This window comes from Rossellomorea sp. NRS-1567, from assembly GCF_050467885.1.
Classification (GTDB): Bacteria; Bacillota; Bacilli; order Bacillales; family Bacillaceae_B; genus Rossellomorea; species Rossellomorea aquimaris_C.
Genome location: NZ_JBITPL010000028.1, coordinates 21,500 through 47,839, shown reverse-complemented (window position 1 = coordinate 47,839; position 26,340 = coordinate 21,500). Strand labels below are relative to the sequence as shown.

At 41.7% G+C, this 26,340-nt stretch carries 29 protein-coding genes and 2 other annotated features (1 of these 31 running past the window's edge); all 29 genes read left to right on the top strand.

Translation table 11 applies throughout. From position 1 onward, the window contains the following. Window positions 1-45: a binding site (T-box leader), on the top strand; it begins 176 nt to the left of the window's first position. Window positions 46-248: 203 nt separating this feature from the next. After that, window positions 249-899: a serine O-acetyltransferase gene (gene cysE / locus ACIFOD_RS20270; RefSeq protein WP_397554494.1), complete on the top strand. Its 651-nt coding sequence runs from the start codon at window positions 249-251 to the stop codon at window positions 897-899. Then, complete coding sequence (gene cysS / locus ACIFOD_RS20265) at window positions 896-2,296, top strand: cysteine--tRNA ligase (RefSeq protein WP_430316014.1); 1,401 nt, start codon at window positions 896-898, stop codon at window positions 2,294-2,296. The genes cysE and cysS overlap by 4 nt, the downstream gene beginning before the upstream one ends. Beyond that, a complete protein-coding gene (locus tag ACIFOD_RS20260; RefSeq protein WP_113970873.1) occupies window positions 2,296-2,715 on the top strand; it encodes a Mini-ribonuclease 3 in 420 nt (139 codons plus the stop codon). The genes cysS and ACIFOD_RS20260 overlap by 1 nt, the downstream gene beginning before the upstream one ends. Before the next feature lie 2 nt (window positions 2,716-2,717). Beyond that, the gene (gene rlmB, locus ACIFOD_RS20255; RefSeq protein ID WP_324746267.1) at window positions 2,718-3,461 is read left to right on the top strand and encodes a 23S rRNA (guanosine(2251)-2'-O)-methyltransferase RlmB; all 744 of its coding nucleotides are present in this window, start codon (window positions 2,718-2,720) and stop codon (window positions 3,459-3,461) included. 5 nt (window positions 3,462-3,466) lie between these two features. Then, window positions 3,467-3,976, top strand: coding sequence for an NYN domain-containing protein (locus ACIFOD_RS20250; RefSeq protein WP_430316013.1), 510 nt, complete (start codon window positions 3,467-3,469; stop codon window positions 3,974-3,976). Window positions 3,977-4,053: 77 nt separating this feature from the next. Then, window positions 4,054-4,698 carry an RNA polymerase sporulation sigma factor SigH gene (gene sigH, locus ACIFOD_RS20245; protein ID WP_430316018.1) on the top strand — a complete coding sequence of 215 codons (645 nt, stop codon included), beginning with the start codon at window positions 4,054-4,056 and terminating at the stop codon, window positions 4,696-4,698. A 72-nt stretch (window positions 4,699-4,770) separates the two neighbouring features. Beyond that, on the top strand, window positions 4,771-4,917 hold the full coding sequence (gene rpmG / locus ACIFOD_RS20240) for a 50S ribosomal protein L33 (protein ID WP_079534455.1): 147 nt from the start codon (window positions 4,771-4,773) through the stop codon (window positions 4,915-4,917). Between the two features lie 44 nt (window positions 4,918-4,961). After that, the gene (gene secE, locus ACIFOD_RS20235; RefSeq protein ID WP_044340513.1) at window positions 4,962-5,141 is read left to right on the top strand and encodes a preprotein translocase subunit SecE; all 180 of its coding nucleotides are present in this window, start codon (window positions 4,962-4,964) and stop codon (window positions 5,139-5,141) included. Window positions 5,142-5,310: 169 nt separating this feature from the next. Beyond that, complete coding sequence (nusG, locus tag ACIFOD_RS20230) at window positions 5,311-5,844, top strand: transcription termination/antitermination protein NusG (RefSeq protein WP_113970877.1); 534 nt, start codon at window positions 5,311-5,313, stop codon at window positions 5,842-5,844. A 175-nt stretch (window positions 5,845-6,019) separates the two neighbouring features. Next, entirely contained in the window at window positions 6,020-6,445 is a 426-nt protein-coding gene (rplK, locus tag ACIFOD_RS20225) for a 50S ribosomal protein L11 (RefSeq protein ID WP_032085258.1), read from the top strand. Window positions 6,446-6,564: 119 nt separating this feature from the next. Then, the gene (gene rplA / locus ACIFOD_RS20220; protein WP_113970879.1) at window positions 6,565-7,266 is read left to right on the top strand and encodes a 50S ribosomal protein L1; all 702 of its coding nucleotides are present in this window, start codon (window positions 6,565-6,567) and stop codon (window positions 7,264-7,266) included. A gap of 52 nt (window positions 7,267-7,318) precedes the next feature. Next, window positions 7,319-7,463, top strand: a sequence feature (ribosomal protein L10 leader region). A 42-nt stretch (window positions 7,464-7,505) separates the two neighbouring features. Next, on the top strand, window positions 7,506-8,006 hold the full coding sequence (gene rplJ, locus ACIFOD_RS20215) for a 50S ribosomal protein L10 (RefSeq protein WP_113970880.1): 501 nt from the start codon (window positions 7,506-7,508) through the stop codon (window positions 8,004-8,006). Window positions 8,007-8,063: 57 nt separating this feature from the next. After that, entirely contained in the window at window positions 8,064-8,423 is a 360-nt protein-coding gene (gene rplL, locus ACIFOD_RS20210) for a 50S ribosomal protein L7/L12 (RefSeq protein WP_430316012.1), read from the top strand. Window positions 8,424-8,568: 145 nt separating this feature from the next. Continuing rightward, entirely contained in the window at window positions 8,569-9,177 is a 609-nt protein-coding gene (locus tag ACIFOD_RS20205; protein ID WP_430316011.1) for a class I SAM-dependent methyltransferase, read from the top strand. A gap of 232 nt (window positions 9,178-9,409) precedes the next feature. Further along, entirely contained in the window at window positions 9,410-12,967 is a 3,558-nt protein-coding gene (gene rpoB, locus ACIFOD_RS20200; protein WP_113970883.1) for a DNA-directed RNA polymerase subunit beta, read from the top strand. 51 nt (window positions 12,968-13,018) lie between these two features. After that, complete coding sequence (gene rpoC, locus ACIFOD_RS20195) at window positions 13,019-16,618, top strand: DNA-directed RNA polymerase subunit beta' (protein WP_430316010.1); 3,600 nt, start codon at window positions 13,019-13,021, stop codon at window positions 16,616-16,618. A 160-nt stretch (window positions 16,619-16,778) separates the two neighbouring features. Then, a complete protein-coding gene (locus ACIFOD_RS20190; protein WP_397554499.1) occupies window positions 16,779-17,027 on the top strand; it encodes a 50S ribosomal protein L7ae-like protein in 249 nt (82 codons plus the stop codon). A gap of 99 nt (window positions 17,028-17,126) precedes the next feature. Beyond that, complete coding sequence (gene rpsL / locus ACIFOD_RS20185; protein WP_032085266.1) at window positions 17,127-17,549, top strand: 30S ribosomal protein S12; 423 nt, start codon at window positions 17,127-17,129, stop codon at window positions 17,547-17,549. A 44-nt stretch (window positions 17,550-17,593) separates the two neighbouring features. Further along, the gene (gene rpsG / locus ACIFOD_RS20180; RefSeq protein WP_034765993.1) at window positions 17,594-18,064 is read left to right on the top strand and encodes a 30S ribosomal protein S7; all 471 of its coding nucleotides are present in this window, start codon (window positions 17,594-17,596) and stop codon (window positions 18,062-18,064) included. A 51-nt stretch (window positions 18,065-18,115) separates the two neighbouring features. Further along, a complete protein-coding gene (fusA, locus tag ACIFOD_RS20175; protein ID WP_430316009.1) occupies window positions 18,116-20,194 on the top strand; it encodes an elongation factor G in 2,079 nt (692 codons plus the stop codon). A 128-nt stretch (window positions 20,195-20,322) separates the two neighbouring features. Beyond that, window positions 20,323-21,513 (top strand): elongation factor Tu, encoded by a 1,191-nt coding sequence (gene tuf, locus ACIFOD_RS20170; RefSeq protein WP_113970887.1) that lies wholly within the window; start codon window positions 20,323-20,325, stop codon window positions 21,511-21,513. A gap of 693 nt (window positions 21,514-22,206) precedes the next feature. Continuing rightward, window positions 22,207-22,515, top strand: a complete 309-nt coding sequence (gene rpsJ / locus ACIFOD_RS20165) for a 30S ribosomal protein S10 (RefSeq protein ID WP_034676072.1) — start codon at window positions 22,207-22,209, stop codon at window positions 22,513-22,515. 35 nt (window positions 22,516-22,550) lie between these two features. Then, on the top strand, window positions 22,551-23,180 hold the full coding sequence (gene rplC, locus ACIFOD_RS20160) for a 50S ribosomal protein L3 (RefSeq protein ID WP_397554500.1): 630 nt from the start codon (window positions 22,551-22,553) through the stop codon (window positions 23,178-23,180). A gap of 30 nt (window positions 23,181-23,210) precedes the next feature. After that, window positions 23,211-23,834: a 50S ribosomal protein L4 gene (gene rplD, locus ACIFOD_RS20155; protein WP_113970890.1), complete on the top strand. Its 624-nt coding sequence runs from the start codon at window positions 23,211-23,213 to the stop codon at window positions 23,832-23,834. Then, window positions 23,834-24,118 (top strand): 50S ribosomal protein L23, encoded by a 285-nt coding sequence (rplW, locus tag ACIFOD_RS20150; protein WP_397554501.1) that lies wholly within the window; start codon window positions 23,834-23,836, stop codon window positions 24,116-24,118. Before rplD ends, rplW begins: the two co-directional genes overlap by 1 nt. Before the next feature lie 31 nt (window positions 24,119-24,149). Next, window positions 24,150-24,980: a 50S ribosomal protein L2 gene (gene rplB, locus ACIFOD_RS20145; protein WP_113970892.1), complete on the top strand. Its 831-nt coding sequence runs from the start codon at window positions 24,150-24,152 to the stop codon at window positions 24,978-24,980. Window positions 24,981-25,040: 60 nt separating this feature from the next. Further along, window positions 25,041-25,319 (top strand): 30S ribosomal protein S19, encoded by a 279-nt coding sequence (rpsS, locus tag ACIFOD_RS20140; RefSeq protein ID WP_060674120.1) that lies wholly within the window; start codon window positions 25,041-25,043, stop codon window positions 25,317-25,319. Between the two features lie 19 nt (window positions 25,320-25,338). Continuing rightward, complete coding sequence (rplV, locus tag ACIFOD_RS20135; protein WP_034765976.1) at window positions 25,339-25,680, top strand: 50S ribosomal protein L22; 342 nt, start codon at window positions 25,339-25,341, stop codon at window positions 25,678-25,680. A 3-nt stretch (window positions 25,681-25,683) separates the two neighbouring features. Next, window positions 25,684-26,340, top strand: coding sequence for a 30S ribosomal protein S3 (gene rpsC / locus ACIFOD_RS20130; RefSeq protein ID WP_060674118.1), 657 nt, complete (start codon window positions 25,684-25,686; stop codon window positions 26,338-26,340).

The window sequence follows — 26,340 nt, the reverse complement described above, 5'->3', positions numbered from 1 at the left end:
TTCTTCTCAATCAGAGTGGAACCGCGCTACCTAAGCGTCTCTGTCATTTTATTGACAGGGGCGTTTTTTTATTGTCTGACCAAGCCGCCTGCGCTTTTATTTTATCTAGCTCCGGCGGCTAGAGGCTCGAGGTCATAAGTCAATCCCACCAAAAAGGCAAAGAACGCCTTTCCGGCGGGCTTGCCTTATGCTTGTCGCCTCTGACCAAACCGCCTGCGCTTTTATTTTTTCGAGGAGAGGGGATCCGAATGTTTAAGTCATTTAAGGAAGATATAGAAGTAGTGTTTGATCAGGATCCGGCTGCGAGGAATTATCTCGAGGTGATCCTTACGTATTCGGGTCTTCATGCCATTTGGGCCCATCGCATAGCCCATGCTTTTTTCAAAAGGAAATTCTTTTTTATTGCGCGCGTTATTTCTCAGGTAAGCCGTTTTTTCACCGGTGTGGAGATTCACCCGGGGGCAAAGATTGGCCGCCGATTCTTCATTGATCACGGGATGGGAGTCGTGATTGGTGAAACGTGTGAAATCGGAGATAATGTTACGCTCTTTCAAGGGGTGACCCTTGGCGGAACAGGCAAAGAAAAAGGGAAGCGGCATCCTACGATTCAGGATAATGCCCTTATCGCCACGGGAGCGAAAGTGTTAGGATCGATTGTAGTTGGGGAAAATTCTAAGGTGGGGGCTGGATCGGTCGTTCTTAAAGATGTTCCTCCAAACTCAACCGTCGTCGGTATTCCGGGGAAGGTCGTCATTCAGGATGGCGTCAAGATACAGAAGGATCTGAATCACTGTGATCTCCCGGATCCGATGAATGATCGTATGAAACAACTGGAAATGGAATTGAACGAGGTAAAATCATTATTAAGGGAATATGAAGAAAGGAGTCGATCATATTGACGATTCGTTTATATAACACATTGACAAGAAAAAAAGAGGAATTCAAACCCCTGGAAGAGGGTAAAGTCAAAATGTATGTGTGCGGGCCGACGGTTTATAATTATATTCATATAGGAAATGCACGCCCTGCCATTGTCTTCGATACGGTGAGACGCTATTTAGAATACAGAGGCTATGATGTTCAATTTGTCTCTAACTTCACAGATGTGGATGATAAATTGATTCGGGCGGCAAAGGAGTTGGGAGTGGATGTACCTACGGTTGCCCAGCGCTTTATCCAGGCATATTTTGAAGATACCGGAGCACTTGGATGCAAGAAAGCGGATGTTCATCCGACTGTAACAGACAATATTGATACCATCATTGATTTTATTTCTGCGCTTGTTGAAAAAGGGTTTGCTTACGAATCACAAGGCGACGTTTATTATCGTACAAGAAAGTTTGATGGCTACGGTAAGCTTTCTCATCAGCCAATCGATGAGCTTAAAGCAGGTGCCCGCATAGATGTAGGGGATAAAAAAGAAGATGCCCTTGATTTCGTATTATGGAAAGCAGCGAAAGAAGGGGAAATTTCTTGGGAAAGCCCTTGGGGTGAAGGCCGTCCAGGCTGGCATATTGAGTGCTCTGCCATGGCAAAGCGCTATTTAGGGGATACCATCGATATTCACGCCGGGGGACAAGATTTAACCTTCCCTCATCATGAGAATGAAATTGCACAATCAGAAGCACTTACAGGTAAGCCATTCGCAAAGTATTGGATGCACAATGGATATATCAATATTGATAATGAGAAAATGTCTAAATCACTGGGGAATTTTGTATTGGTTCATGACATCATTAAAGAACAGGATCCACAAGTCCTTCGTTTCTTTATGCTATCTGTTCATTACCGTCATCCTATCAACTACAATTTAGAGCTTCTGCAAAATGCAGAGTCCGCTTTAGATAGAATTAAGACTGCTTATGAGAACTTGAAGCACCGTAAGGAATCAAGTACAGACTTAACGGATAACAACCGGGAATGGCTGGACAAAATAGCTGAGTTAAAAGCGCAGTTCATCTCCGAAATGGATGATGACTTTAACACAGCCAACGGAATTTCCGTATTATTCGAATTATCCAAGCAAGCCAATTATTACTTGATGGAGAAGAATACAGCTACAAAAGTCATTGATACGTTCTTGTGCCAATTCGAAGATTTCTTCTCTGTTCTGGGACTAAGCCTTCAGGAAGCAGAACTGTTGGATGAAGAAGTGGAAGAACTGATCGAAAAACGTGTTCAGGCACGTAAAGATCGTAACTTCCAATTAGCGGATGAGATTCGTGACACGTTAAAAGAGATGGATATCATCCTGGAAGATACTCCTCAAGGCATTCGCTGGAAAAGAGGATCTTAATGCTGCACGAGATAAATGAACAAATCGATGCAAAACAAATCAATGCACTTGCACTGGCATATATGGGGGATGCTGTATATGAAACATATGTACGGCAGCTCCTATTAACAAAAGGAAAGATTAAACCGAATCAGCTGCACAGAGCGGCGACGAAGTATGTGTCTGCCAAAGCTCAAGCGGCCATTCTCAGAACGTTGTTCGATCAGGACGTCTTAACGGAAGAAGAGATTTCGATTGTCAAGCGCGGCCGGAATGCGAAATCCGGGACCACGCCAAAAAACACAGATGTACAAACGTATAAACATAGCACTGCTTTTGAGGCACTTATTGGATATTTGTTTTTACTTAATCGGACAGAGCGATTAGAGGAACTGTTAAAGATGATATTTGAACAAGCCCAGGCAGGAAAGGAGGAGTAGAAATGAGTAAAGATTTTATCGGAGGAAGAAATCCGGTTATGGAAGCATTGAAGTCAGGAAGGGATATCAATAAGATTTGGATTGCAGAAGGTTCTCAGAAAGGCTCCATCCAGCAAATTGTTGGACTTGCTAAAGAATTGAATGTGATGGTTCAATACGTCCCGAAGAAGAAGATTGAACAAATGGTATCGGAAAATCATCAAGGGGTCGTGGCTTCCGTAGCTGCTTACCAGTATGCAGAAATAGATGATTTGTTTCATAGAGCCGAACAAAAAGGGGAAGATCCATTTATACTGATCCTGGATGAATTAGAGGATCCCCATAACCTGGGTTCGATCATGAGGACAGCGGATGCTGCAGGTGCCCATGGAATCATCATCCCGAAGAGGAGAGCAGTGGGGCTTACGTCAACGGTAGCGAAAGCATCCACGGGCGCCATTGAGCACATTCCGGTTGCACGTGTAACCAATCTGTCGAGAGCGGTTGATGAACTGAAAGAACGTGGTGTATGGGTGGCAGGAACGGATGCGAAAGGAAAGCAGGATTTCCGCCAGTTGGATGGTACTCTGCCTATCGGCTTAATTATCGGAAGCGAAGGTAAAGGGATGAGCCGAATACTCAGAGACAAATGTGATTTCCTTGTTCAGTTGCCAATGATCGGTCATGTAACATCATTAAACGCTTCGGTGGCAGCTAGTATATTAATGTATGAGGTCTATCGTAAACGCCACCCGTTGGGAGAATAGCAGAAATGGATATTCTCCTTGTGGATGGCTATAACATAATCGGTGCCTGGTCAGAGCTGAATGAGTTGAAACATAAGGATTTGTCCGCAGCAAGAGATCGCCTTGTAGAGCAAATGGCAGAATATCAAGGATATACGGGCTACCGCGTCATTGTCGTGTTTGATGCTTATTACGTTCAGGGAATTGCCCGTAAGTATAAAAATTATAGGGTAGAAGTCATTTTCACGAAAGAAAATGAAACAGCGGACGAACGGATTGAAAAATTAGCTATTGAGTTAAGTAATATAAAAACTCAAATTCATGTAGCGACTTCTGATTTTACCGAGCAATGGGCGATCTTTGGTCAGGGAGCCCTTCGTAAGTCAGCAAGGGAGCTGCATACAGAAGTAAAAGTCATCGAAAAAAAGATCGAAAGAAAAGTAAGGAATTCAAGTGATAAAAGGCCGGCTTCCAAGATCCAATTATCAGATGAAGTTGCTGAAATTTTCGAAAAATGGCGCCGTGGGGAACAATGAGAGGTTGACGATTGAATTTTCTGTAATGTATAATATTTCTATCTATTGTTTTGCGCGGGGGGATGTGTGTGAGCAATATCACCAGGACAGAAGCATTTGATAATCGATTAGAAGGCATGAATGATGAAGAAATAATTGAAGCCGTCCATCAGGGTCACAGCGAAGCGTTAGATTTTTTAATCAGGAAATATCGTAATTTTGTAAGAGCGAAAGCCCGCTCGTATTTCTTAATTGGGGCAGATAAGGAAGACATCGTCCAGGAGGGTATGATTGGATTATACAAAGCGATCCGTGATTATAAAGAGGACAAGCTGACTTCTTTTAAAGCGTTTGCAGAGCTTTGTATCACAAGACAAATCATTACGGCCATTAAGACAGCCACGAGACAGAAGCATATACCGCTGAATTCTTATGTATCATTGGATAAGCCCATTTATGATGACGAGTCAGACCGAACGCTCTTAGATGTTATTTCAGGTGCGAAAGTAATGGATCCGGAAGCGCTGATTATCAATCGTGAAGAATTCGATAATATGGAAGACAAGATGGCTCAGTTATTAAGTGATCTTGAGAGGAAAGTCCTGGCTCTCTATTTAGACGGGCAATCCTATCAGGAGATTTCGGAAGAACTGAACCGCCATGTGAAATCCATCGACAATGCCTTGCAGCGGGTGAAGAGAAAGCTCGAACGATACTTGGAAGTTCGCGAAATAACGATGTAAAGTCATATTGACACAAATTGGTGGTCGTGTTATTTTTGATAGGACTTACTATGGATAGTATAGGTGGAATATATGACTACTAAATTAATACTTGCTTGTACGGTGTGTGGTTCCAGGAATTATAGTGTACCGGGTAATCGTAATCAAGCAGTTCGGTTAGAGTTAAAGAAATTCTGTAATACATGTAATGCTCACACCCTACACAAAGAAACAAAATAGTGGAGCACCAAGTGGTATTGATATTAGTTGGAGGTTACAAACGGATGTTTAAATTCTTTCGCAATGTTGCATCAGAAATGAGAAAGGTCAGCTGGCCTAAACGTAAAGAGTTAACACGCTATACGATTACCGTTATTACAACAGTGGTATTTGTTGCCCTTTTCTTTGCTGTCATTGACCTGGGCATCTCAGAACTTATGCGATTGATCATTGGTTCTAAGTAAGAGAAACATAGAATTAGTTGTATATATACCGTGAAAGCATGGTATAATGAATATTAATAGAGTACATGACCTTAGAGCCCGTTATCTTTTTACGGGTTTTTTCATTTGGAGAAAAAGGCGAAAGAGTATTCTTAAATAGCGAGGAGGGACGGACGTTTAGTCCTATTAAATGGAGAAGAATTGGTATGTAGTCCATACTTATTCAGGATACGAGAACAAGGTTAAAGCAAACCTTGAGAAGCGTGTTGAAACAATGGGGATGCAGGATAAAATCTTCCGCGTAATGGTACCTGAAGAAGAAGAGACTGATTTTAAAAATGGTAAAAAGAAAGTCGTAAAGAAAAAGGTATTCCCTGGTTATGTGATTGTTGAAATCGTCATGACTGATGATTCCTGGTATGTTGTAAGAAATACGCCGGGCGTTACAGGGTTTGTCGGTTCATCAGGTTCCGGTTCAAAGCCTACACCATTATTGCCTGAAGAAGTAACAAATCTTCTGAAGCAAATGGGTATGACAGAGAAAAAGGTTGAGATCGACTTCGAATTAGGAGAAACAGTAAAAGTAAACGAAGGTCCGTTTGCAAACTTTACTGGCTCAATCGAAGAGATAGATAATGCGAAAGCAAAAGTGAAAGTTCTTGTTAATATGTTTGGCAGAGATACCCCGGTAGAACTGGATTTCTCCCAAATTGATAAATTATAATGGAAAAGAACTTGAAATCATTCTGAAAAAATGGTACTATTTCATAAGTCAGTGCGTCTCCACAAAGAGATACTGAAACTAATAGACGTTCTTTATGTTGATAAAGACATTTTTTACATGAGTGGGAGGGTGAAGAACCCAATAACCACATCACGGACTTAAGGAGGTGTGTCTCGTGGCTAAAAAAGTTATCAAAATGGTTAAATTGCAGATTCCTGCCGGTAAAGCTAATCCAGCTCCACCAGTTGGTCCTGCACTAGGTCAAGCAGGTGTTAACATCATGGGATTCTGTAAGGAATTCAATGCTCGTACAGCAGATCAAGCTGGCTTAATCATTCCTGTTGAAATTACGGTATTTGAAGACCGTTCATTTACATTCATCACAAAAACTCCACCCGCTGCAGTTTTACTTAAAAAAGCAGCTGGTATCGAGTCTGGTTCAGGCGAACCAAACAGCAAGAAAGTGGCAACACTTAAACGCGACAAAGTACGTGAAATTGCTGAAACAAAAATGCCTGACTTAAATGCGGCTAGTGTTGAATCAGCTATGCGCATGGTAGAAGGAACTGCGCGCAGCATGGGTATCGTCATCGAAGACTAATCCCTGCTTCGTTAAAGGTCCTGTTGAACGAGGTTGCGATGATGAAATGTACGTTTCACTCGCAACCTTATTTCGTGGGAGGTTATTCCGCTAAAACCACATATAGGAGGAAATATAAAATGGCAAAAAAAGGTAAAAAGTTTCTTGAAGCTCAAAAGCTTGTAGATCGTACTACAGCTTACTCAGTTGAAGAAGCAATCGAACTAGTTAAGAAAACAAACTTCGCTAAGTTTGACGCAACGATCGAAGTAGCGTTCCGCTTAGGTGTAGATACTCGTAAAAACGACCAGCAGATCCGTGGAGCAGTTGTACTTCCACACGGAACTGGTAAAACTCAAAAGGTTCTTGTATTCGCTAAAGGCGATAAAGCAAAAGAAGCAGAAGCTGCTGGCGCTGATTTCGTAGGTGATGCAGATCTTATCAGCAAAATCAACCAAGGTTGGTTCGAGTTCGACGTAATCGTAGCGACTCCGGACATGATGGGTGAAGTTGGTAAACTTGGTCGTGTATTAGGACCTAAAGGTTTAATGCCAAACCCTAAAACTGGAACAGTTACATTCGACGTGACAAAAGCTGTTAATGAAATCAAAGCTGGTAAAGTTGAATACCGTGCTGACAAATCAGGTAACGTTCACGTTCCTGTTGGAAAGGTTTCATTCGACAACGACAAGCTTGTTGAAAACTTTGCTACAATGTATGAAACAATGCTTAAAGTTAAACCTGCTGCTGCAAAAGGAACTTACATGAAAAACGTTTCTGTAACTTCCACTATGGGACCTGGCGTTAAAGTCGATCCTTCATCTTTCGCAGTTAAGGCATAATTTGGTATTGACTTACTAAGGACTAGTGATTATAATTAGTTCTGTTGTTAAAAAAATGAATACATTTGTACCGTAGACAGTAGGTGCTCGTTAAGAGCTTAATGCCCTGCCGAGGTAATTGCGATAAAATAACCGCTTATAGCGTGTTTGCAATGCCCTTATGTCTACCTTGATATAAGGGCATTTTTTATTGGATGACGGTATAAATGTTCATCAGTCAATCTACAGGAGGTGTAATGATGAGCAGCATTCTAGAACAAAAGAAACATATCGTTGGAGAAATCTCTGACAAGCTAAAAAACAGTGTATCTACAATCGTTGTAGATTACCGTGGTCTGGATGTTTCCGAAGTAACTGAGCTTCGTAAACAACTCCGTGAAGCTGGCATCGACTTCAAAGTGTACAAAAACACTATGGTACGTCGTGCGGCAGAAGAAGCTGGTCTTGAAGGGTTAAACGAATTCTTAACTGGTCCTAACGCAATCGCGTTCAGCAGTGAAGAAGTAGTTGCACCTGCAAAGATTATTAACAGCTTTGCTAAAGAACACGAAGCGCTTGAAATCAAAGCGGGTGTCATTGAAGGAACAATCACTTCAGTTGAGGACGTTAAAGCAATCGCTGAACTTCCAAGCCGCGAAGGACTTCTTTCTATGCTACTCAGCGTGCTTCAAGCACCAATGCGCAACTTTGCATTGGCAACAAAAGCCGTTGCAGATCAAAAAGAAGAGCAAGGCGCGTAAGTTAAAGCAAGTCGTTTAAATAAAAAATAAGCACACATTACAAGGAGGAAATTTAAAATGAGTAAAGAGCAAATCATTGACGCGATTAAAGAAATGTCAGTTCTTGAATTAAATGATCTAGTTAAAGCAATCGAAGAAGAATTCGGAGTAACTGCTGCTGCACCTGTAGCTGTAGCTGCTGGTGGCGGAGAAGCTGCTGCAGAAAAAACTGAATTCGACGTAATCCTTGAGAGCGCTGGATCTCAAAAAATCAAAGTTATCAAAGCTGTTCGTGAAATCACAGGTCTTGGCCTTAAAGAAGCGAAAGAAGTTGTTGATAACACTCCAAAAGCTCTTAAAGAAGGTATTTCTAAAGAGGAAGCTGAAGAACTTAAAGCTAAACTTGAAGAAGTTGGAGCTGGCGTAGAAGTTAAGTAATGATTGTATAGATGAAAAGCTCGCTATATTTGGCGGGCTTTTTTCTTGTCTGGCTTCTAACAGAATATAAACATGTCCGTAAACTTCAGTCCTTTTGGGAATGATGGTTAATAGACGTGATGTAAGAATGGATGGAGATGATATAATGACCAATCACTATTATTCTCATAACCCTGATGTAGGGAGTAACCCCCAAACGATCACCTTTGAGTTAAGAGGACATACTTTTCGTTTTAAAACGGATCAAGGTGTTTTCTCGAAGAAGGAAGTTGACTTTGGATCTAGAGCTTTGATTGAAACGTTTGAATTACCTGGCGTAACGGGTCCGTTACTGGATGTCGGTTGTGGGTATGGTCCGATCGGTTTGTCTTTAGCGAAAGACAATGATGATCGTATGGTTCATATGATTGATGTAAATGAGAGAGCGTTGTCTTTAGCGAAAGAAAATGCTAGAGGGAATAAAGTTCAAAACGTGAACATCTATCAAAGTGACCGATATACGAATGTCGTTGAAACGGAATTTGCGGCCATTTTAACAAACCCGCCGATAAGAGCAGGGAAAGAAACGGTTCATTCGATTCTTGAAACTAGTTATGACTACATGAAGGAGAATGGTGAATTGTGGGTCGTTATTCAGAAGAAGCAAGGTGCTCCGTCTGCCATGGATAAAATGGAAGAATTGTTTTCAAATGTAGAAATTGTCGCTAGAAAAAAGGGATACTACATCTTGAGATCGGTAAAAGAAATCCGTTGACGTAGCTTTGCTGCTATGATAACATTATAAAATGCAAAAATATTATTTTCCGGTATTATGTCCATATGTATACATATTGGATAAATTGGAAAAGATTATAAAATAATAGTTCGTCATTTGAAAATGAGGTTTTATCATTAAAACCCTTTTTCTTTTTGTCTTGTGTAGAGTAGCATTCCTACTTGAAGGCATATAGACACAACCAAAACGCTTGATTTGAGGGGTGAATCAGTTGACAGGTCAACTAGTTCAGTATGGACGACACCGCCAACGCAGAAGTTTTGCGCGTATCAGTGAAGTTTTAGAATTACCGAATTTAATCGAAATTCAAACTTCCTCGTATCAATGGTTTCTTGATGAGGGGTTAAGAGAAATGTTCCGTGACATTTCTCCGATTGAGGACTTCACTGGTAATCTCTCCTTGGAATTTATTGACTATAGTCTGGGAGAGCCAAAGTACTCGGTGGAAGAATCAAAGGAAAGAGATGTTACTTACTCTGCACCGCTTAGAGTAAAAGTCCGTCTTGTGAACAAGGAAACAGGAGAAGTAAAAGATCAAGACGTATTTATGGGTGACTTCCCATTAATGACAGACACAGGTACTTTTGTCATCAATGGTGCTGAGCGCGTTATCGTTTCTCAGTTAGTACGTTCACCTAGTGTTTACTTTAGCGGAAAAGTAGATAAGAACGGAAAGAAAGGGTTTACTGCTACCGTTATACCAAACCGCGGAGCTTGGCTTGAGTATGAAACAGATGCGAAAGATGTTGTATATGTACGAATTGATCGAACTCGCAAACTACCGGTAACGGTTCTTTTACGTGCCCTTGGGTTTGGCTCTGATCAAGAAATCATCGATTTGATCGGTGATAATGAGTACATTCGTAACACGCTCGAGAAAGACAACACGGAAGGTATCGACAAGGCATTGCTCGAGATTTACGAGCGTCTGCGTCCAGGAGAGCCTCCTACAGTAGAAAATGCTAAAAGTTTACTCGTTTCTCGTTTCTTTGATCCTAAGCGTTATGACTTAGCAAACGTTGGACGTTACAAAATGAACAAAAAGCTTCACATTAAGAACCGTTTATTCGGTCAAACTCTAGCAGAAACTCTAGCAGATCCGGAAACGGGTGAGATTCTGGCAGAGAAAGGCACGGTTCTTGATCGTCGCGCTCTTGATAAGGTTATTCCTTATTTAGAAAATGGCATCGGGTTTAAAAACTACCAACAGTCTGGTGGCGTGTTAGAAGAAGACGTTGTTCTTCAATCTATCAAAATCTATTCTCCTAACGAAGAGGGAGAATTTGAGATTAATGTCATCAGCAATGCGTATGTTGAAGAAGAGGTTAAGTACATTACACCTGCAGATATCATCTCTTCTATTTCTTACTTCTTTAACTTATTACACGGAGTAGGACTAACGGATGATATTGACCATTTAGGTAACCGTCGTTTACGTTCGGTAGGTGAATTGCTTCAAAACCAATTCCGCATCGGTTTATCACGTATGGAGCGTGTAGTTCGTGAAAGAATGTCCATCCAGGACACAAACACGATCACGCCTCAACAACTGATCAACATTCGTCCGGTAATCGCATCAATGAAGGAGTTCTTTGGAAGCTCTCAATTGTCTCAATTTATGGATCAAACGAATCCTCTTGCAGAATTAACGCACAAACGTCGTCTTTCTGCTTTAGGACCTGGTGGATTAACGCGTGAACGTGCAGGATTCGAAGTGCGTGACGTACATTACTCCCACTATGGTCGTATGTGTCCGATTGAAACGCCTGAGGGACCAAACATCGGACTGATCAACTCACTTTCTTCATTTGCGAAAGTGAATAAATTCGGATTTATCGAAACGCCGTATCGTCGTGTTGACCCTGATACAGGGAAAGTAACCGATCGTATCGATTACTTGACAGCAGACGAAGAAGATAACTATGTAGTGGCACAAGCAAACGCGCGTCTTGGTGATGACGGAGCCTTCCTTGATGAAGAAGTCATCGCTCGTTTCCGTGGTGAAAACACGGTTATCAAGCGCGAACGTCTGGACTACATGGACGTATCTCCTAAACAAGTAGTATCAGCTGCGACAGCATGTATTCCTTTCTTAGAGAACGATGACTCTAACCGTGCTCTTATGGGAGCGAACATGCAGCGACAAGCAGTACCATTAATGAATCCTGAATCACCGATCGTCGGAACGGGTATGGAACACGTATCTGCGAAAGACTCTGGTGCAGCTGTGATTTGTAGATATGAAGGTATTGTAGAAAAGGTTGAAGCGAAACAAGTTTGGGTACGTCGTGTGAAAGAAATCGACGGTCAAGAAGTAAAAGGTGACCTCGATAAATATCGTATGCAAAAATTCATCCGTTCCAACCAGGGTACATGTTACAACCAGCGTCCGATCGTAAGTGAAGGCGACCGGGTAGTTAAAGGAGAAATCCTTGCTGATGGTCCTTCAATGGAAAAAGGAGAACTCGCCTTAGGACGTAACGTAATGGTTGGATTCATGACTTGGGACGGTTACAACTATGAAGATGCGATCATCATGAGTGAACGTCTTGTAAAAGATGATGTATATACTTCAATTCATATTGAAGAATATGAGTCTGAATCTCGTGATACGAAATTAGGACCTGAAGAAATCACTCGTGATATTCCAAACGTTGGTGAAGATGCACTTCGCAATCTTGATGAGCGTGGAATCATCCGCATCGGTGCTGAAGTAAAAGATGGCGACTTACTTGTTGGTAAAGTAACGCCTAAGGGTGTAACTGAGCTGACTGCTGAAGAACGCTTATTGCATGCAATCTTCGGCGAGAAAGCTCGTGAAGTCCGGGATACTTCTCTTCGTGTACCACATGGTGGGGGAGGAATCATCCTCGATGTCAAAGTCTTCAATCGTGAAGACGGCGATGAATTACCACCAGGTGTAAACCAGCTTGTACGTGTATACATCGTTCAGAAGCGTAAGATTTCTGAAGGTGACAAAATGGCTGGTCGTCACGGTAACAAAGGTGTTATCTCGAGAATCCTTCCTGAAGAAGACATGCCGTTCTTACCGGACGGTACACCGATCGATATCATGTTGAACCCATTAGGGGTACCATCACGTATGAATATCGGACAGGTGCTTGAACTTCACTTAGGTATGGCAGCAAGATATCTTGGTGTACATGTCGCTTCACCGGTATTTGATGGAGCGCGTGAAGAAGACGTATGGGCAACCATCGAGGAAGCCGGTATGGCACGTGATGCGAAAACTGTTCTATATGATGGTAGAACAGGTGAACCGTTTGATAACCGTGTATCAGTGGGGATCATGTATATGATCAAACTTGCTCACATGGTCGATGACAAACTTCACGCACGTTCAACTGGTCCTTATTCACTTGTTACGCAGCAGCCACTCGGGGGTAAAGCTCAATTCGGTGGACAACGTTTCGGTGAGATGGAGGTATGGGCACTTGAAGCTTATGGTGCTGCTTACACTCTGCAAGAAATTCTAACAGTTAAGTCTGATGATGTTGTGGGTCGTGTGAAAACATACGAAGCCATTGTCAAAGGTGAAAACGTTCCTGAACCGGGAGTTCCGGAATCCTTCAAGGTTCTGATCAAAGAGCTTCAAAGTTTAGGTATGGATGTTAAGATGCTCTCTAGTAACGAAGAAGAAATTGAAATGCGTGACTTAGATGAAGAAGAAGAAGTACAACAAGCTGACACGCTAAATATCTCTGAATCTAACACACAAGAATCCGAGACAGTAGGGTCAAAAGAATAAATTTAGAGCAATTAGGGTTAGAGCCTGTAGATTAAAAGGGAGGTAGGCCCCTTGCTAGATGTAAATAATTTTGAGTATATGAAAATTGGTTTAGCTTCCCCCGATAAGATCCGTTCTTGGTCTTTCGGGGAGGTTAAAAAACCTGAAACGATTAACTATCGTACATTAAAACCTGAAAAAGATGGTTTGTTCTGTGAACGTATCTTCGGTCCTACGAAGGACTGGGAATGTCACTGTGGAAAATACAAGCGTGTACGTTATAAAGGCGTCGTTTGTGACCGCTGTGGTGTTGAAGTAACGAAGGCTAAAGTTCGTCGTGAACGTATGGGTCACATTGAACTGGCTGCCCCTGTATCCCACATCTGGTACTTCAAAGGAATTCCAAGCCGTATGGGACTTGTTTTAGACATGTCTCCCCGCGCTTTGGAAGAAGTTATTTACTTCGCTTCCTATGTTGTAACAGAACCGGGTGACACGGCTCTGGAAAGAAAGCAACTTCTTTCTGAGAAAGAGTACCGTGCGTATCGTGAGAAATACGGTGTGAAATTCCAAGCTGCAATGGGAGCTGAAGCGATTAAAAAGCTTCTTCAAGACATTGACCTGGATAAAGAAGCTGATTTCCTTAAAGAAGAACTGAAAACAGCTCAAGGTCAACGCCGTACCCGTGCAATCAAACGTTTAGAAGTAGTGGAATCTTTCAGAAACTCAGGAAATGATCCGGATTGGATGATTCTTGATGTATTACCTGTCATTCCTCCAGAGCTTCGCCCGATGGTTCAGCTTGACGGTGGGCGCTTTGCAACTTCTGACTTAAATGATTTATATCGTCGTGTAATTAACCGTAATAACCGTTTGAAACGTTTATTGGACCTTGGTGCTCCAAGTATCATCGTTCAAAACGAGAAGCGTATGCTTCAAGAAGCGGTCGATGCTTTAATTGATAATGGCCGTCGCGGACGTCCAGTTACTGGACCAGGTAACCGTCCATTAAAATCCCTTTCTCATATGCTTAAAGGGAAGCAAGGTCGTTTCCGTCAGAACCTTCTTGGTAAACGTGTTGACTATTCAGGTCGTTCTGTAATCGTCGTTGGACCTAACCTTAAGATGTATCAATGTGGTCTTCCTAAAGAAATGGCTCTTGAGTTATTCAAACCATTTGTTATGAAAGAACTTGTTGAAAAAGGATTGGCTCACAACATTAAGAGTGCAAAACGCAAGATCGAACGCGTACAACCGGAAGTATGGGATGTATTAGAAGGGGTCATTAAAGAACATCCAGTTCTTTTAAACCGTGCACCTACTCTTCACAGACTTGGTATTCAAGCATTTGAACCAACTCTAGTCGAAGGTAGAGCGATTCGTCTTCACCCACTTGTATGTACTGCATACAATGCGGATTTTGATGGTGACCAAATGGCGGTTCACGTACCGCTATCTTCTGAAGCACAAGCTGAAGCACGCATGCTGATGCTTGCTGCCCAAAACATTCTTAATCCGAAAGACGGTAAGCCAGTTGTTACTCCGTCCCAGGATATGGTATTAGGTAACTATTACCTGACACTTGAGCGTGAAAATGCTGTTGGTGAAGGTATGGTCTTCAATGATGCAAATGAAGTCATCCTTGCTTATCAAAATGGTTATGCACACTTGCATACCCGTATTGCGATCCATGCAAGCACCATCAACAACAAAACGTTCACTGAAAAGCAAAACAAACAATTATTGATAACAACGGTAGGTAAAGTAATCTTTAACGAGATATTACCTGATACATTCCCGTTCATTAACGAACCAACAAGAACAAACTTAGAAGTAGCTACTCCTGAGCAATACTTTGTTGATCCGTCAACGGACGTTAAAGAAGTATTCCAAAATCGTGAGTTAATCAACCCGTTCAAAAAAGGTTTCTTAGGGAATATCATTGCAGAAGTATTCAAGAAGTTTGCTATCACTGAAACGTCTCGTATGCTTGATAAAATGAAAGACTTAGGATTCAAATATTCTACTAAAGCCGGTATTACGGTTGGTATCGCAGATATCGTCGTACTAGCGGAAAAAGAAGAAATCTTGATCGAAGCACAAAGTAAAGTAGACAACGTATTAAAACAATTTAAACGTGGTCTTATTACAGAGGATGAAAGATACGATCGTGTCATCTCAATCTGGAGTGCTGCGAAAGATACCATTCAAGGGAAATTAATGGCGACACTGGATAAACGCAACCCAATCTTCATGATGAGTGATTCAGGTGCCCGTGGTAACGCATCTAACTTTACTCAGCTTGCTGGTATGCGTGGACTGATGGCCAACCCGGCTGGTCGTATCATTGAGTTACCGATCAAATCAAGTTTCCGTGAAGGTTTAACGGTTCTTGAGTACTTTATCTCTACACATGGTGCCCATAAAGGTCTTGCCGATACTGCACTGAAAACAGCTGACTCAGGTTACCTGACACGTCGTCTTGTTGATGTGGCCCAGGATGTAATCGTTCGTGAAGAAGACTGTGGAACGGACAGAGGCCTACTTGTAGGCTCCATTAAAGAGGGTACCGAAATCATCGAACCTCTTGAAGAACGTTTACTTGGTCGTTACTCACGTAAAACATTACGTCACCCTGAGACAGATGAAATCATCATGACAGAAAATCAGCTGATTACAGAAGACTTAGCTAAGACGATCATTGATGCTGGTGTCGAACATGTTTCGATCCGTTCTGCTTTCACCTGTCACACAAGACATGGTGTTTGTGAGAAATGTTACGGAACGAACTTGGCAACAGGTCAAAAAGTCGAAGTTGGGGAAGCTGTTGGGATCATCGCTGCTCAATCCATCGGGGAACCTGGTACACAGTTAACGATGCGTACGTTCCATACTGGTGGGGTTGCAGGAGACGATATCACTCAAGGTTTACCGCGTATCCAAGAGATCTTCGAAGCGCGTAACCCTAAAGGTCAAGCCGTTATTTCTGAAATTGATGGTGTCATTACTTCCATCAGTGAAGGAAAAGATCGTCAGTACGAAATTACCGTTCAAGGTGATGTGGAAACGAGAAGTTACACAGCTCCTTACACAGCCCGCTTGAAATTCGCTGTGAACGATAAAGTAGTACGCGGTCAGGAAATCACTGAAGGTTCTATCGATCCTAAAGAACTTCTTAAAGTTCGTGATGTGTCAGCTGTTCAAGAATACTTGCTGCGTGAGGTACAAAAAGTATACCGTATGCAAGGGGTTGAAATCGGTGACAAACACGTTGAGGTTATGGTTCGTCAAATGTTACGTAAGGTTCGTGTTATTGATGCAGGTGAATCTGAGGTACTGCCAGGTACTCTTATGGACATCCATCAATTCAGAGATGCGAACGAAAAAGCATTATTTGGCGGAAAGCTTCCAGCAACAGGACGTCCTGTACTGCTCGGAATCACCAAAGCTTCACTTGAAACAGATTCCTTCTTATCAGCAGCATCGTTCCAGGAAACAACTCGTGTGTTAACGGACGCTGCTATTAAAGGAAAACGTGATGAGTTACTTGGATTGAAAGAAAATGTTATCATCGGTAAATTGGTTCCTGCCGGTACTGGTATGCAACGTTACCGCAAGGCAGAGCCGGTTTTAGCAGAAGATACTAGTGAAGAAACAGTAACAGTAGAGTAATCTATTTAGGCTAACTCTTAGGCGTGTTTGATTGCTCAAACAGAAGCTCTAAGAGTTAGCTTTTATAAATCTTTTAAATCTATGTTGACATAGAGATTTTAAGATGATAATATATTCAAGGTTGCTCCTATTAATAACCTGTTACTTTGGAGGATACGAAATGTCTTATGAAAAAGTAGCGCAGGCTAAAGAAATTATTGTAGGAACAAAGCAAGCAGTGAAAGCTCTGAAATCAGGTCATGTACTAGAAGTTGTTATTGCGGAAGATGCTGATCCCAAAGTTACAGCGAAAGTAGTTCAGGCCGCTATTGATCTTAAAGTACCGGTTAACAAAGTGGATTCTATGAAGAAACTTGGTAAATCGTGCGGAATAGATGTTGGAGCAGCAGCTGTTGCGATTATACAGTAAAATAGTTTTTGTAGAAGCTATCTGCAAAAACTTTACTTTTACCCAAAAAAGAACCACCTGGATGTGTGGGCTTACCAAATAAGAAGGGAGGAAAACAAAATGCCAACTATTAACCAATTAGTTCGCAAGCCTCGTCAGTCTAAATCAACTAAATCAAAGTCACCTGCACTTAACAAAGGTTATAACAGCTTTAAGAAAGTGCACACGAACTTGTCTTCTCCACAAAAACGTGGTGTATGTACTCGTGTTGGTACAATGACTCCAAAGAAACCGAACTCGGCGCTACGTAAATATGCTCGTGTTCGTTTAACAAATGGAATCGAGGTTACTGCTTACATTCCTGGTATCGGACATAACCTTCAAGAGCACAGTGTTGTTCTTATTCGTGGAGGACGTGTAAAGGATTTACCGGGGGTACGTTATCACATCGTACGTGGTGCGCTTGATACAGCTGGAGTTGAAGGCCGTATGCAAGGACGTTCTAAATACGGAACTAAGCGCCCTAAAGCAGCTAAAAAATAATAAAAAAATCATAAATTCATTTCTCGTTGAAAGGAGGAAATCACATGCCACGTAAAGGTCCTGTAGCAAAAAGAGACGTTTTACCTGATCCAATGTACAATTCAAAATTAGTTACTCGTTTAATCAACAAAATCATGATTGACGGTAAAAGAGGTAAAGCTCAAAAGAAACTATACGCTGCGTTTGATATCATTAGCGAGCGTTCAGGTAAAGATGCAATGGAAGTATTCGATGCAGCTCTAAAAAATATCATGCCGGTATTAGAAGTTAAAGCTCGTCGTGTTGGTGGTTCAAACTATCAAGTACCTGTAGAGGTGCGTCCAGAGCGTCGTACTACATTAGGTCTTCGTTGGTTAGTAAACTACTCTCGTCTTCGCGGTGAGAAGACAATGGAAGAGCGTTTAGCTAACGAAATCCTTGATGCAGCTAATAACACTGGAGCTTCTGTTAAGAAGCGTGAAGATACACACAAGATGGCTGAAGCGAACAAAGCGTTTGCTCACTATCGTTGGTAATCTGATCAACAACATACAAACCATTCTCATATAAGGAAGGAGAAAGACCGCATGCCTAGAGAGTTCTCCTTAGAAAACACTCGTAATATCGGTATCATGGCTCACATCGATGCTGGTAAAACAACTGCAACTGAGCGTATCCTATTTTATACAGGTCGTATCCATAAAATTGGAGAAACTCACGAAGGTGCTTCTCAAATGGACTGGATGGAGCAAGAGCAAGAACGTGGTATCACTATCACTTCTGCTGCGACAACAGCTCAATGGAAAGGCCATCGTATTAACATCATCGATACACCTGGACACGTAGACTTCACTGTTGAAGTTGAACGTTCATTGCGTGTACTTGATGGTGCAGTAGCAGTACTTGATGCTCAATCTGGTGTTGAGCCTCAAACTGAAACTGTTTGGCGCCAAGCAACAACTTACGGGGTTCCTCGTGTTGTGTTCGTTAATAAAATGGACAAAATCGGTGCTGACTTCCTTTATTCTGTAGGTACACTTCATGATCGTTTACAAGCGAATGCGCATCCTATTCAGCTTCCAATCGGTGCTGAGGATGATTTCGAAGGTATCATCGACTTAGTAGAAATGAAAGCTTACTTCTATGAAGATGACCTTGGAACGCGTGCAGAAGCTCGTGACATTCCTGAAGAGTACAAAGATCAAGCTGAAGAATACCGCGGAAAGTTAATTGAAGCAGTTTCTGAACTTGATGAAGAGCTTATGATGAAGTACTTAGAAGGTGAAGAGCTTTCTAACGAAGAAATCAAATCTGCTATCCGTGCGGCTACACTGACTGTCGAGTTCTACCCGGTAGTTTGTGGATCTGCATTTAAAAACAAAGGGGTTCAATTATTAATTGACTCAGTTATTGACTATCTTCCAGCGCCGTCAGACGTTGAAGATATCAAAGGTTTTGTTCCTGAAACAGAAGAAGAAGTAACTCGTCCATCAACAGACGATGCGCCATTCTCTGCTTTAGCGTTCAAAGTTGCAACTGACCCTTATGTTGGTAAATTAACATTCTTCCGTGTGTACTCAGGAACATTAGATTCTGGTTCATATGTAAGAAACTCTTCTAAAGGTAAACGTGAGCGTGTAGGACGTATCCTGCAAATGCACGCTAACTCTCGTGAAGAAATCTCTACAGTTTACGCTGGGGACATTGCAGCAGCTGTTGGTCTGAAAGATACTTCTACTGGAGATACACTATGTGATGAAAAGAGTCTGGTTATTCTTGAATCTATGGTATTCCCAGAGCCGGTTATCTCTCTATCTGTTGAGCCTAAATCAAAGGCTGACCAAGATAAAATGACTACAGCTCTACAAAAACTTCAAGAGGAAGATCCAACATTCCGTGCGCATACTGACCAGGAAACAGGTCAAGTTATCATCGCGGGTATGGGTGAGCTTCACTTAGATATCATCGTTGACCGTATGAAACGTGAATTCAAAGTTGAAGCAAACGTAGGTGCTCCTCAAGTATCTTACCGTGAGACTTTCCGTGATACGGCTAAAGTTGAAGGTAAGTTCGCCCGTCAATCTGGTGGACGTGGACAATTCGGACACGTTTGGATCGAATTCTCACCTAACGAAGAAGGTAAAGGATTCGAATTCGAGAACGGTATCGTCGGTGGTGTAGTTCCTCGTGAATACATCCCTGCAGTACAAGCCGGTCTAACTGACGCTTTAGAAAATGGTGTCTTAGCTGGTTTCCCACTTGTTGATGTTAAAGCAAGATTATTCGATGGTTCATACCATGATGTTGACTCCTCTGAAATGGCGTTTAAGATCGCTGCTTCTATGGCACTTAAGAATGCTGCTTCTAAATGTAAGCCGGTAATCTTAGAGCCAATGATGAAGGTTGAGGTTGTTATCCCTGAGGAATACCTTGGAGATATCATGGGTGATGTAACTTCTCGTCGTGGGCGCGTAGAAGGTATGGAAGCACGCGGTAACGCTCAAGTCGTTAAAGCGTTCGTACCTCTATCAGAAATGTTTGGATATGCAACTTCCCTTCGTTCTAACACACAAGGACGTGGAACATACTCCATGCACTTCGATCACTATGAAGAAGTACCTAAATCGATTTCTGAAGAAATCATCAAAAAAAATAAAGGTGAATAATTGATTTATTCGCTTTTATAAAGTATAAATACTAATGTAGGCAATTGTTGTGTCAGAGATGGTTTTTAGCTATCTCTGAGGCATCCAAAATATACTTATTTTCTTTAAAATCAAAGGAGGATTTTCAAATGGGTAAGGAAAAATTTGATCGTTCCAAGCAACATGCGAATATCGGTACAATCGGTCACGTTGACCACGGTAAAACAACTCTAACAGCTGCAATCACAACTACACTTCACAAGAAGTATGGTCGTGGAACTGCAATGGCATATGACCAAATTGACGGTGCACCAGAAGAAAGAGAGCGTGGAATCACAATCTCTACTGCACACGTTGAGTATGAAACTGATACTCGTCACTATGCACACGTTGACTGCCCAGGACATGCTGACTATGTTAAAAACATGATCACTGGTGCAGCACAAATGGATGGTGGGATCCTAGTAGTTTCTGCTGCTGATGGCCCAATGCCACAAACTCGTGAGCACATCCTTCTTTCTCGTCAAGTAGGTGTTCCATACCTTGTTGTATTCATGAACAAATGTGACATGGTAGACGACGAAGAGCTACTTGAATTAGTAGAAATGGAAGTACGTGACCTTCTTTCTGAGTACGATTTCCCTGGCGATGACGTACCAGTAATCAAAGGTTCTGCTCTTAAAGCTCTTGAAGGAGAAGCTGAGTGGGAAGAAAAAATCTACGAACTTATGGAAGCTGTAGATAGCTACATCCCAACTCCAGAGCGTGACACTGAAAAGCCATTCATGATGCCTGTTGAGGATGTATTCTCAATCACAGGTCGTGGTACAGTTGCTACTGGTCGTGTTGAGCGTGGACAAGTTAAAGTTGGAGACACTATCGACATCATCGGTCTTTCTGAAGAGCCAAAATCTACAACTGTAACAGGTGTAGAAATGTTCCGTAAGCTTCTTGACTATGCTGAAGCTGGAGACAACATCGGTGCACTACTTCGTGGTGTAGCTCGTGAAGATATCCAACGTGGACAAGTACTTGCTAAGCCAGGTACAATCACTCCACACACAAAGTTCAAAGCAGAAGTTTATGTTCTTTCTAAAGAAGAGGGTGGACGTCACACTCCATTCTTCACTAACTACCGCCCACAGTTCTACTTCCGTACAACTGACGTAACTGGTATCTGTAACCTTCCTGAAGGTGTAGAAATGGTTATGCCTGGCGATAACATCGAAATGACTGTTGAGCTTATCGCTCCAATCGCTATCGAAGAAGGTACTAAGTTCTCTATCCGTGAGGGTGGACGTACTGTAGGTGCTGGAGTAGTAGCTACAATCACTGAGTAATCATTGATATCAAAAACAGATGGACATCATGTCCATCTGTTTTTTTGCGTTAAAATAGCTATATTTACGGTCAGTATTCAAACGATAAATGTGAGGGTGTTGTCGAGTTTCTTCTATATAGTATAGTAATTGTTTATTTATGTTGGTCAATCTTCAGTGTTTATCATATAAATTAAATTTCCTGCATGAATAAGTAATTGAAACACTAAGTTGATTGGAGCGGAAGGATGTTCGACTCCTGCGGGAGAAGTGGGACAGGTGAGACCCCGCAGGCGAAGCCGAGGAGGCTCACCGCCCACCCCGCGGAAAGCGAACATCCTGTAGCGGAAATCAACAAGCACTCACTCTTTAGGAAGTAGTAGAAATAAGTTCTAATAAAGAATGGATATTAGTTCCCTCTAAATTAATGTACTTTGATCCATTAAAACCGTTATATTAAATATTGTGAAAATAACACATAACCTTGAAAATAAAACGGTTCGTTTGTATAATAGAGAAAGTGTGCAAAACATAAAGATTTTGCAAGAAACAGTTGCATCTTCTAGGTGTTTTAGTTATAATAGACAATGTTGGTCTTTGACTGCGATGAAACAGAAGGTTGCTGACACACACGGCCGCTTTGCCATGGCGAGTGTGTGGGAAATTTCTGTGGAGAATGTCTATTCAAAAATAGGCGATAAAGGAGGGAAAATAATGGCAAAACAAAAGATTCGTATCCGTTTAAAGGCTTATGATCACAGAATTCTTGATCAATCAGCTGAGAAAATTGTTGAAACAGCAAAACGTTCTGGTGCGGCGGTTTCTGGACCGATCCCACTACCGACTGAAAAGTCTATTTACACAATCTTACGTGCTGTACACAAATACAAAGATTCTCGTGAGCAATTCGAAATGCGTACTCATAAACGCTTAATCGACATTGTAAACCCAACACCTCAAACAGTTGATGCGCTTATGCGTTTAGACTTACCATCAGGTGTAGATATCGAAATCAAACTTTAATTCATAAAAACCATAATTATTAGGAGGTGTGACTTATGACCAAAGGAATCTTAGGAAGAAAGATTGGTATGACTCAAGTTTTCGCTGAAAACGGTGATCTTATCCCTGTAACTGTTATCGAAGCTGCTCAAAACGTGGTACTTCAAAAGAAATCTATCGATGTTGATGGCTACTCAGCTATCCAAGTAGGTTTTGAAGACAAACGTGAAAAGCTTTCTAACAAACCAGAGAGAGGCCACGTTGCTAAAGCTGAAACTGCTCCTAAGCGCTTCATCCGTGAAATCCGCGGTGTAAACGTAGAAGAGTACGAAGTTGGTCAAGAAGTCAAAGTTGATATTTTCGCGGCAGGCGAAATCGTAGATGTAACAGGAGTTTCAAAAGGTAAAGGATTCCAAGGTGCTATCAAGCGTCATAACCAATCTCGCGGACCTATGTCCCATGGTTCTCGTTACCACCGTCGTCCTGGTTCAATGGGTCCTGTTGATCCAAACCGTGTATTCAAAGGTAAATTACTACCTGGACGTATGGGCGGAGAGCAAATTACAATTCAAAACCTTGAAATTGTAAAAATCGATGCTGATCGTAACCTTATCTTAGTTAAAGGTAATGTACCTGGACCTAAGAAACAACTGATCAAAGTAAAGTCAGCTATTAAAGCAAACTAATAGAACTTTTCAAGAAAGGAGGAAACAAGAATGCCGAAAGTAGCATTATTTAACCAAAGCGGTTCTAAAGTTGGTGATATCGAACTTAATGACACTGTTTTTGGTATCGAACCAAACAAACATGTAATGTTTGAAGCAGTATTGATGCAAAGAGCTTCTTTACGTCAAGGTAATCACAAAGTAAAAAATCGTTCTGAAGTACGTGGCGGTGGGCGTAAGCCTTGGCGTCAAAAAGGAACTGGCCGTGCTCGTCAAGGGTCAATCCGTTCTCCACAATGGCGCGGTGGTGGTACTGTATTTGGACCAGTTCCACGCAGCTACAGCTACAAACTTCCTAAGAAAGTTCGTCGCTTAGCGATCAAATCTGCTCTTTCTTCTAAAGTAGTAGAAGAAAACATTTTAGTATTAGAAGCATTATCATTCGATGCTCCTAAAACAAAAGAATTTGCTAACGTTCTTAAAGGTCTTTCTGTTGATTCTAAAACTTTAGTAATCACTGATGGAATCGACGAAAACGTAGCACTTTCAGCTCGTAACATCCCTGGTGTAACTGTTGTTCCTGCTGATGGAGTTAGCGTTCTGGATGTATTAGGACACGACAAACTAGTGATCACTAAATCAGCTGTTGAAAAAGTAGAGGAGGTGCTTGCATAATGGATGTACGTGAAATCATTAAGCGCCCCGTAATTACAGAGGCTTCAACTGATCTTATGTCTGAGAAGAAATATACTTTCGAAGTTGATACTAGAGCGAACAAAACTCAAGTAAAAGACGCTGTTGAAGTAATCTTTGACGTGAAAGTAGATAAAGTTAACATCATGAACTACAAAGGTAAGTTCAAACGTATGGGTAAACACGCTGGTTACACTAACAAGCGTCGTAAAGCAATCGTTAAGCTTACTACTGATAGTAAAGAAATCGAATTCTTTGAAGTATAAAATTCTTTAATTAAGAAGAGGAGGGAAAAACATGGCGATTAAAAAGTATAAACCTACCTCTAATGGTCGTCGCGGCATGACTAGTTCTGATTTCGCTGAAATTACTACTGATTCTCCGGAAAAGTCACTTTTAGCACCCCTACACAAAAAGGGTGGCCGTAACAACCAAGGTAAGTTAACAGTTCGTCATCAAGGTGGCGGTCATAAGCGCCAATACCGTATCATCGATTTCAAACGTGAAAAAGATGGTATACCTGGACGCGTTGCTACGATCGAATACGATCCAAACCGCTCAGCTAACATTGCACTAATCAACTACGCTGATGGGGAAAAACGTTACATTCTTGCACCTAAAACACTTGTTGTAGGTATGGAAGTAATGTCTGGACCTGAAGCAGATATTAAAGTGGGTAACACATTACCACTTATCAACATCCCAGTTGGTACAATCGTACACAATATTGAACTTAAACCAGGTAAGGGTGGCCAGTTAGTTCGTTCTGCTGGAACATCTGCTCAAGTACTTGGTAAAGAAGGTAAATATGTACTTGTACGTCTTAACTCTGGTGAAACTCGTATGATTCTTTCTGCTTGTCGTGCTACTGTAGGTCAAGTTGGAAATGAACAACACGAACTTATCAACATTGGTAAAGCCGGACGTTCTCGTTGGTTAGGTAAACGCCCAACAGTTCGTGGTTCTGTAATGAACCCTAACGATCACCCACACGGTGGTGGTGAAGGACGTGCTCCAATCGGACGTAAATCACCAATGTCTCCATGGGGTAAACCTACTCTTGGATACAAGACACGTAAGAAAAACAACAAATCTGATAAATTTATTGTGCGTCGTCGCAAAAAATAACGGGATTGTACTACGGTTCCTGAAAAGAGCCGTAGATCAATCACGAAGGGAGGTTCAAACATGGGTCGTAGCTTAAAAAAAGGACCTTTTGTTGATGATCATTTAATGAATAAGGTTGAGAAATTGAACGAAACTGAAGGCAAACAAGTTGTTAAAACTTGGTCTCGTCGCTCAACGATCTTCCCAGCATTCATCGGTCACACTATCGCAGTTTACGATGGTCGTAAACATGTACCTGTATACGTCACTGAAGACATGGTAGGACACAAGCTTGGTGAATTCGCACCATCTCGTACTTACAAAGGTCACGCAAGTGATGATAAGAAAACAAGACGCTAATTGAGAGGAGGGTATCCTAATGCAAGCAAAAGCTGTTGCAAGAACAGTACGTATTGCTCCTCGTAAAGTACGTTTAGTCGTTGATCTAATCCGAGGTAAGCAAGTTGGAGAAGCGGTTGCTATCTTAAAGCATACACCTAAAGCTGCTTCACCAGTAATCGAAAAAGTACTTAAGTCTGCTATTGCGAACGCAGAGCACAACTTTGATATGGATATTAATAGCCTAGTGGTAACTGAGGCTTATGTAAATGAAGGACCAACACTTAAACGTTTCCGTCCTCGTGCGATGGGACGTGCAAGTCAAATTAACAAACGTACAAGTCACATTACACTTGTCGTATCAGAAAAGAAGGAGGGATAAGCTGTGGGTCAAAAAGTACATCCGGTCGGACTTCGTGTCGGTATAATCCGTGATTGGGAATCTAAATGGTACGCAGATAAAGATTACGCTAATCTATTACACGAAGACATTAAAGTACGTGAATATATTGCAAAACGTTTAGTTGACGCTTCTGTTTCTAAAGTAGAAATCGAACGCGCAGCAAATCGTATTAACATTACTGTTCATACAGCTAAACCTGGTATGGTTATCGGTAAAGGTGGTACAGAAGTTGAAGCACTTCGTAAAGCATTAAACGAACTTACTTCAAAACGTGTACACATCAACATCGTTGAAATCAAAAGAGCAGACGTTGATGCTAAACTAGTAGCTGAAAACATCGCTCGCCAATTAGAAAATCGTGTTTCTTTCCGTCGTGCTCAGAAACAATCGCTTCAACGTGCGATGCGTGCTGGTGCAAAAGGAATCAAAACACAAGTATCTGGTCGTTTAGGCGGAGCAGATATCGCTCGTTCAGAACATTACAGTGAAGGTACTGTTCCACTTCATACTCTACGCGCTGACATTGACTATGCTCATGCAGAAGCTGACACTACTTATGGTAAGCTTGGCGTTAAAGTATGGATCTATCGTGGAGAAGTTCTTCCTACAAGAAAGAAATCTGAGGAAGGAGGCAAATAA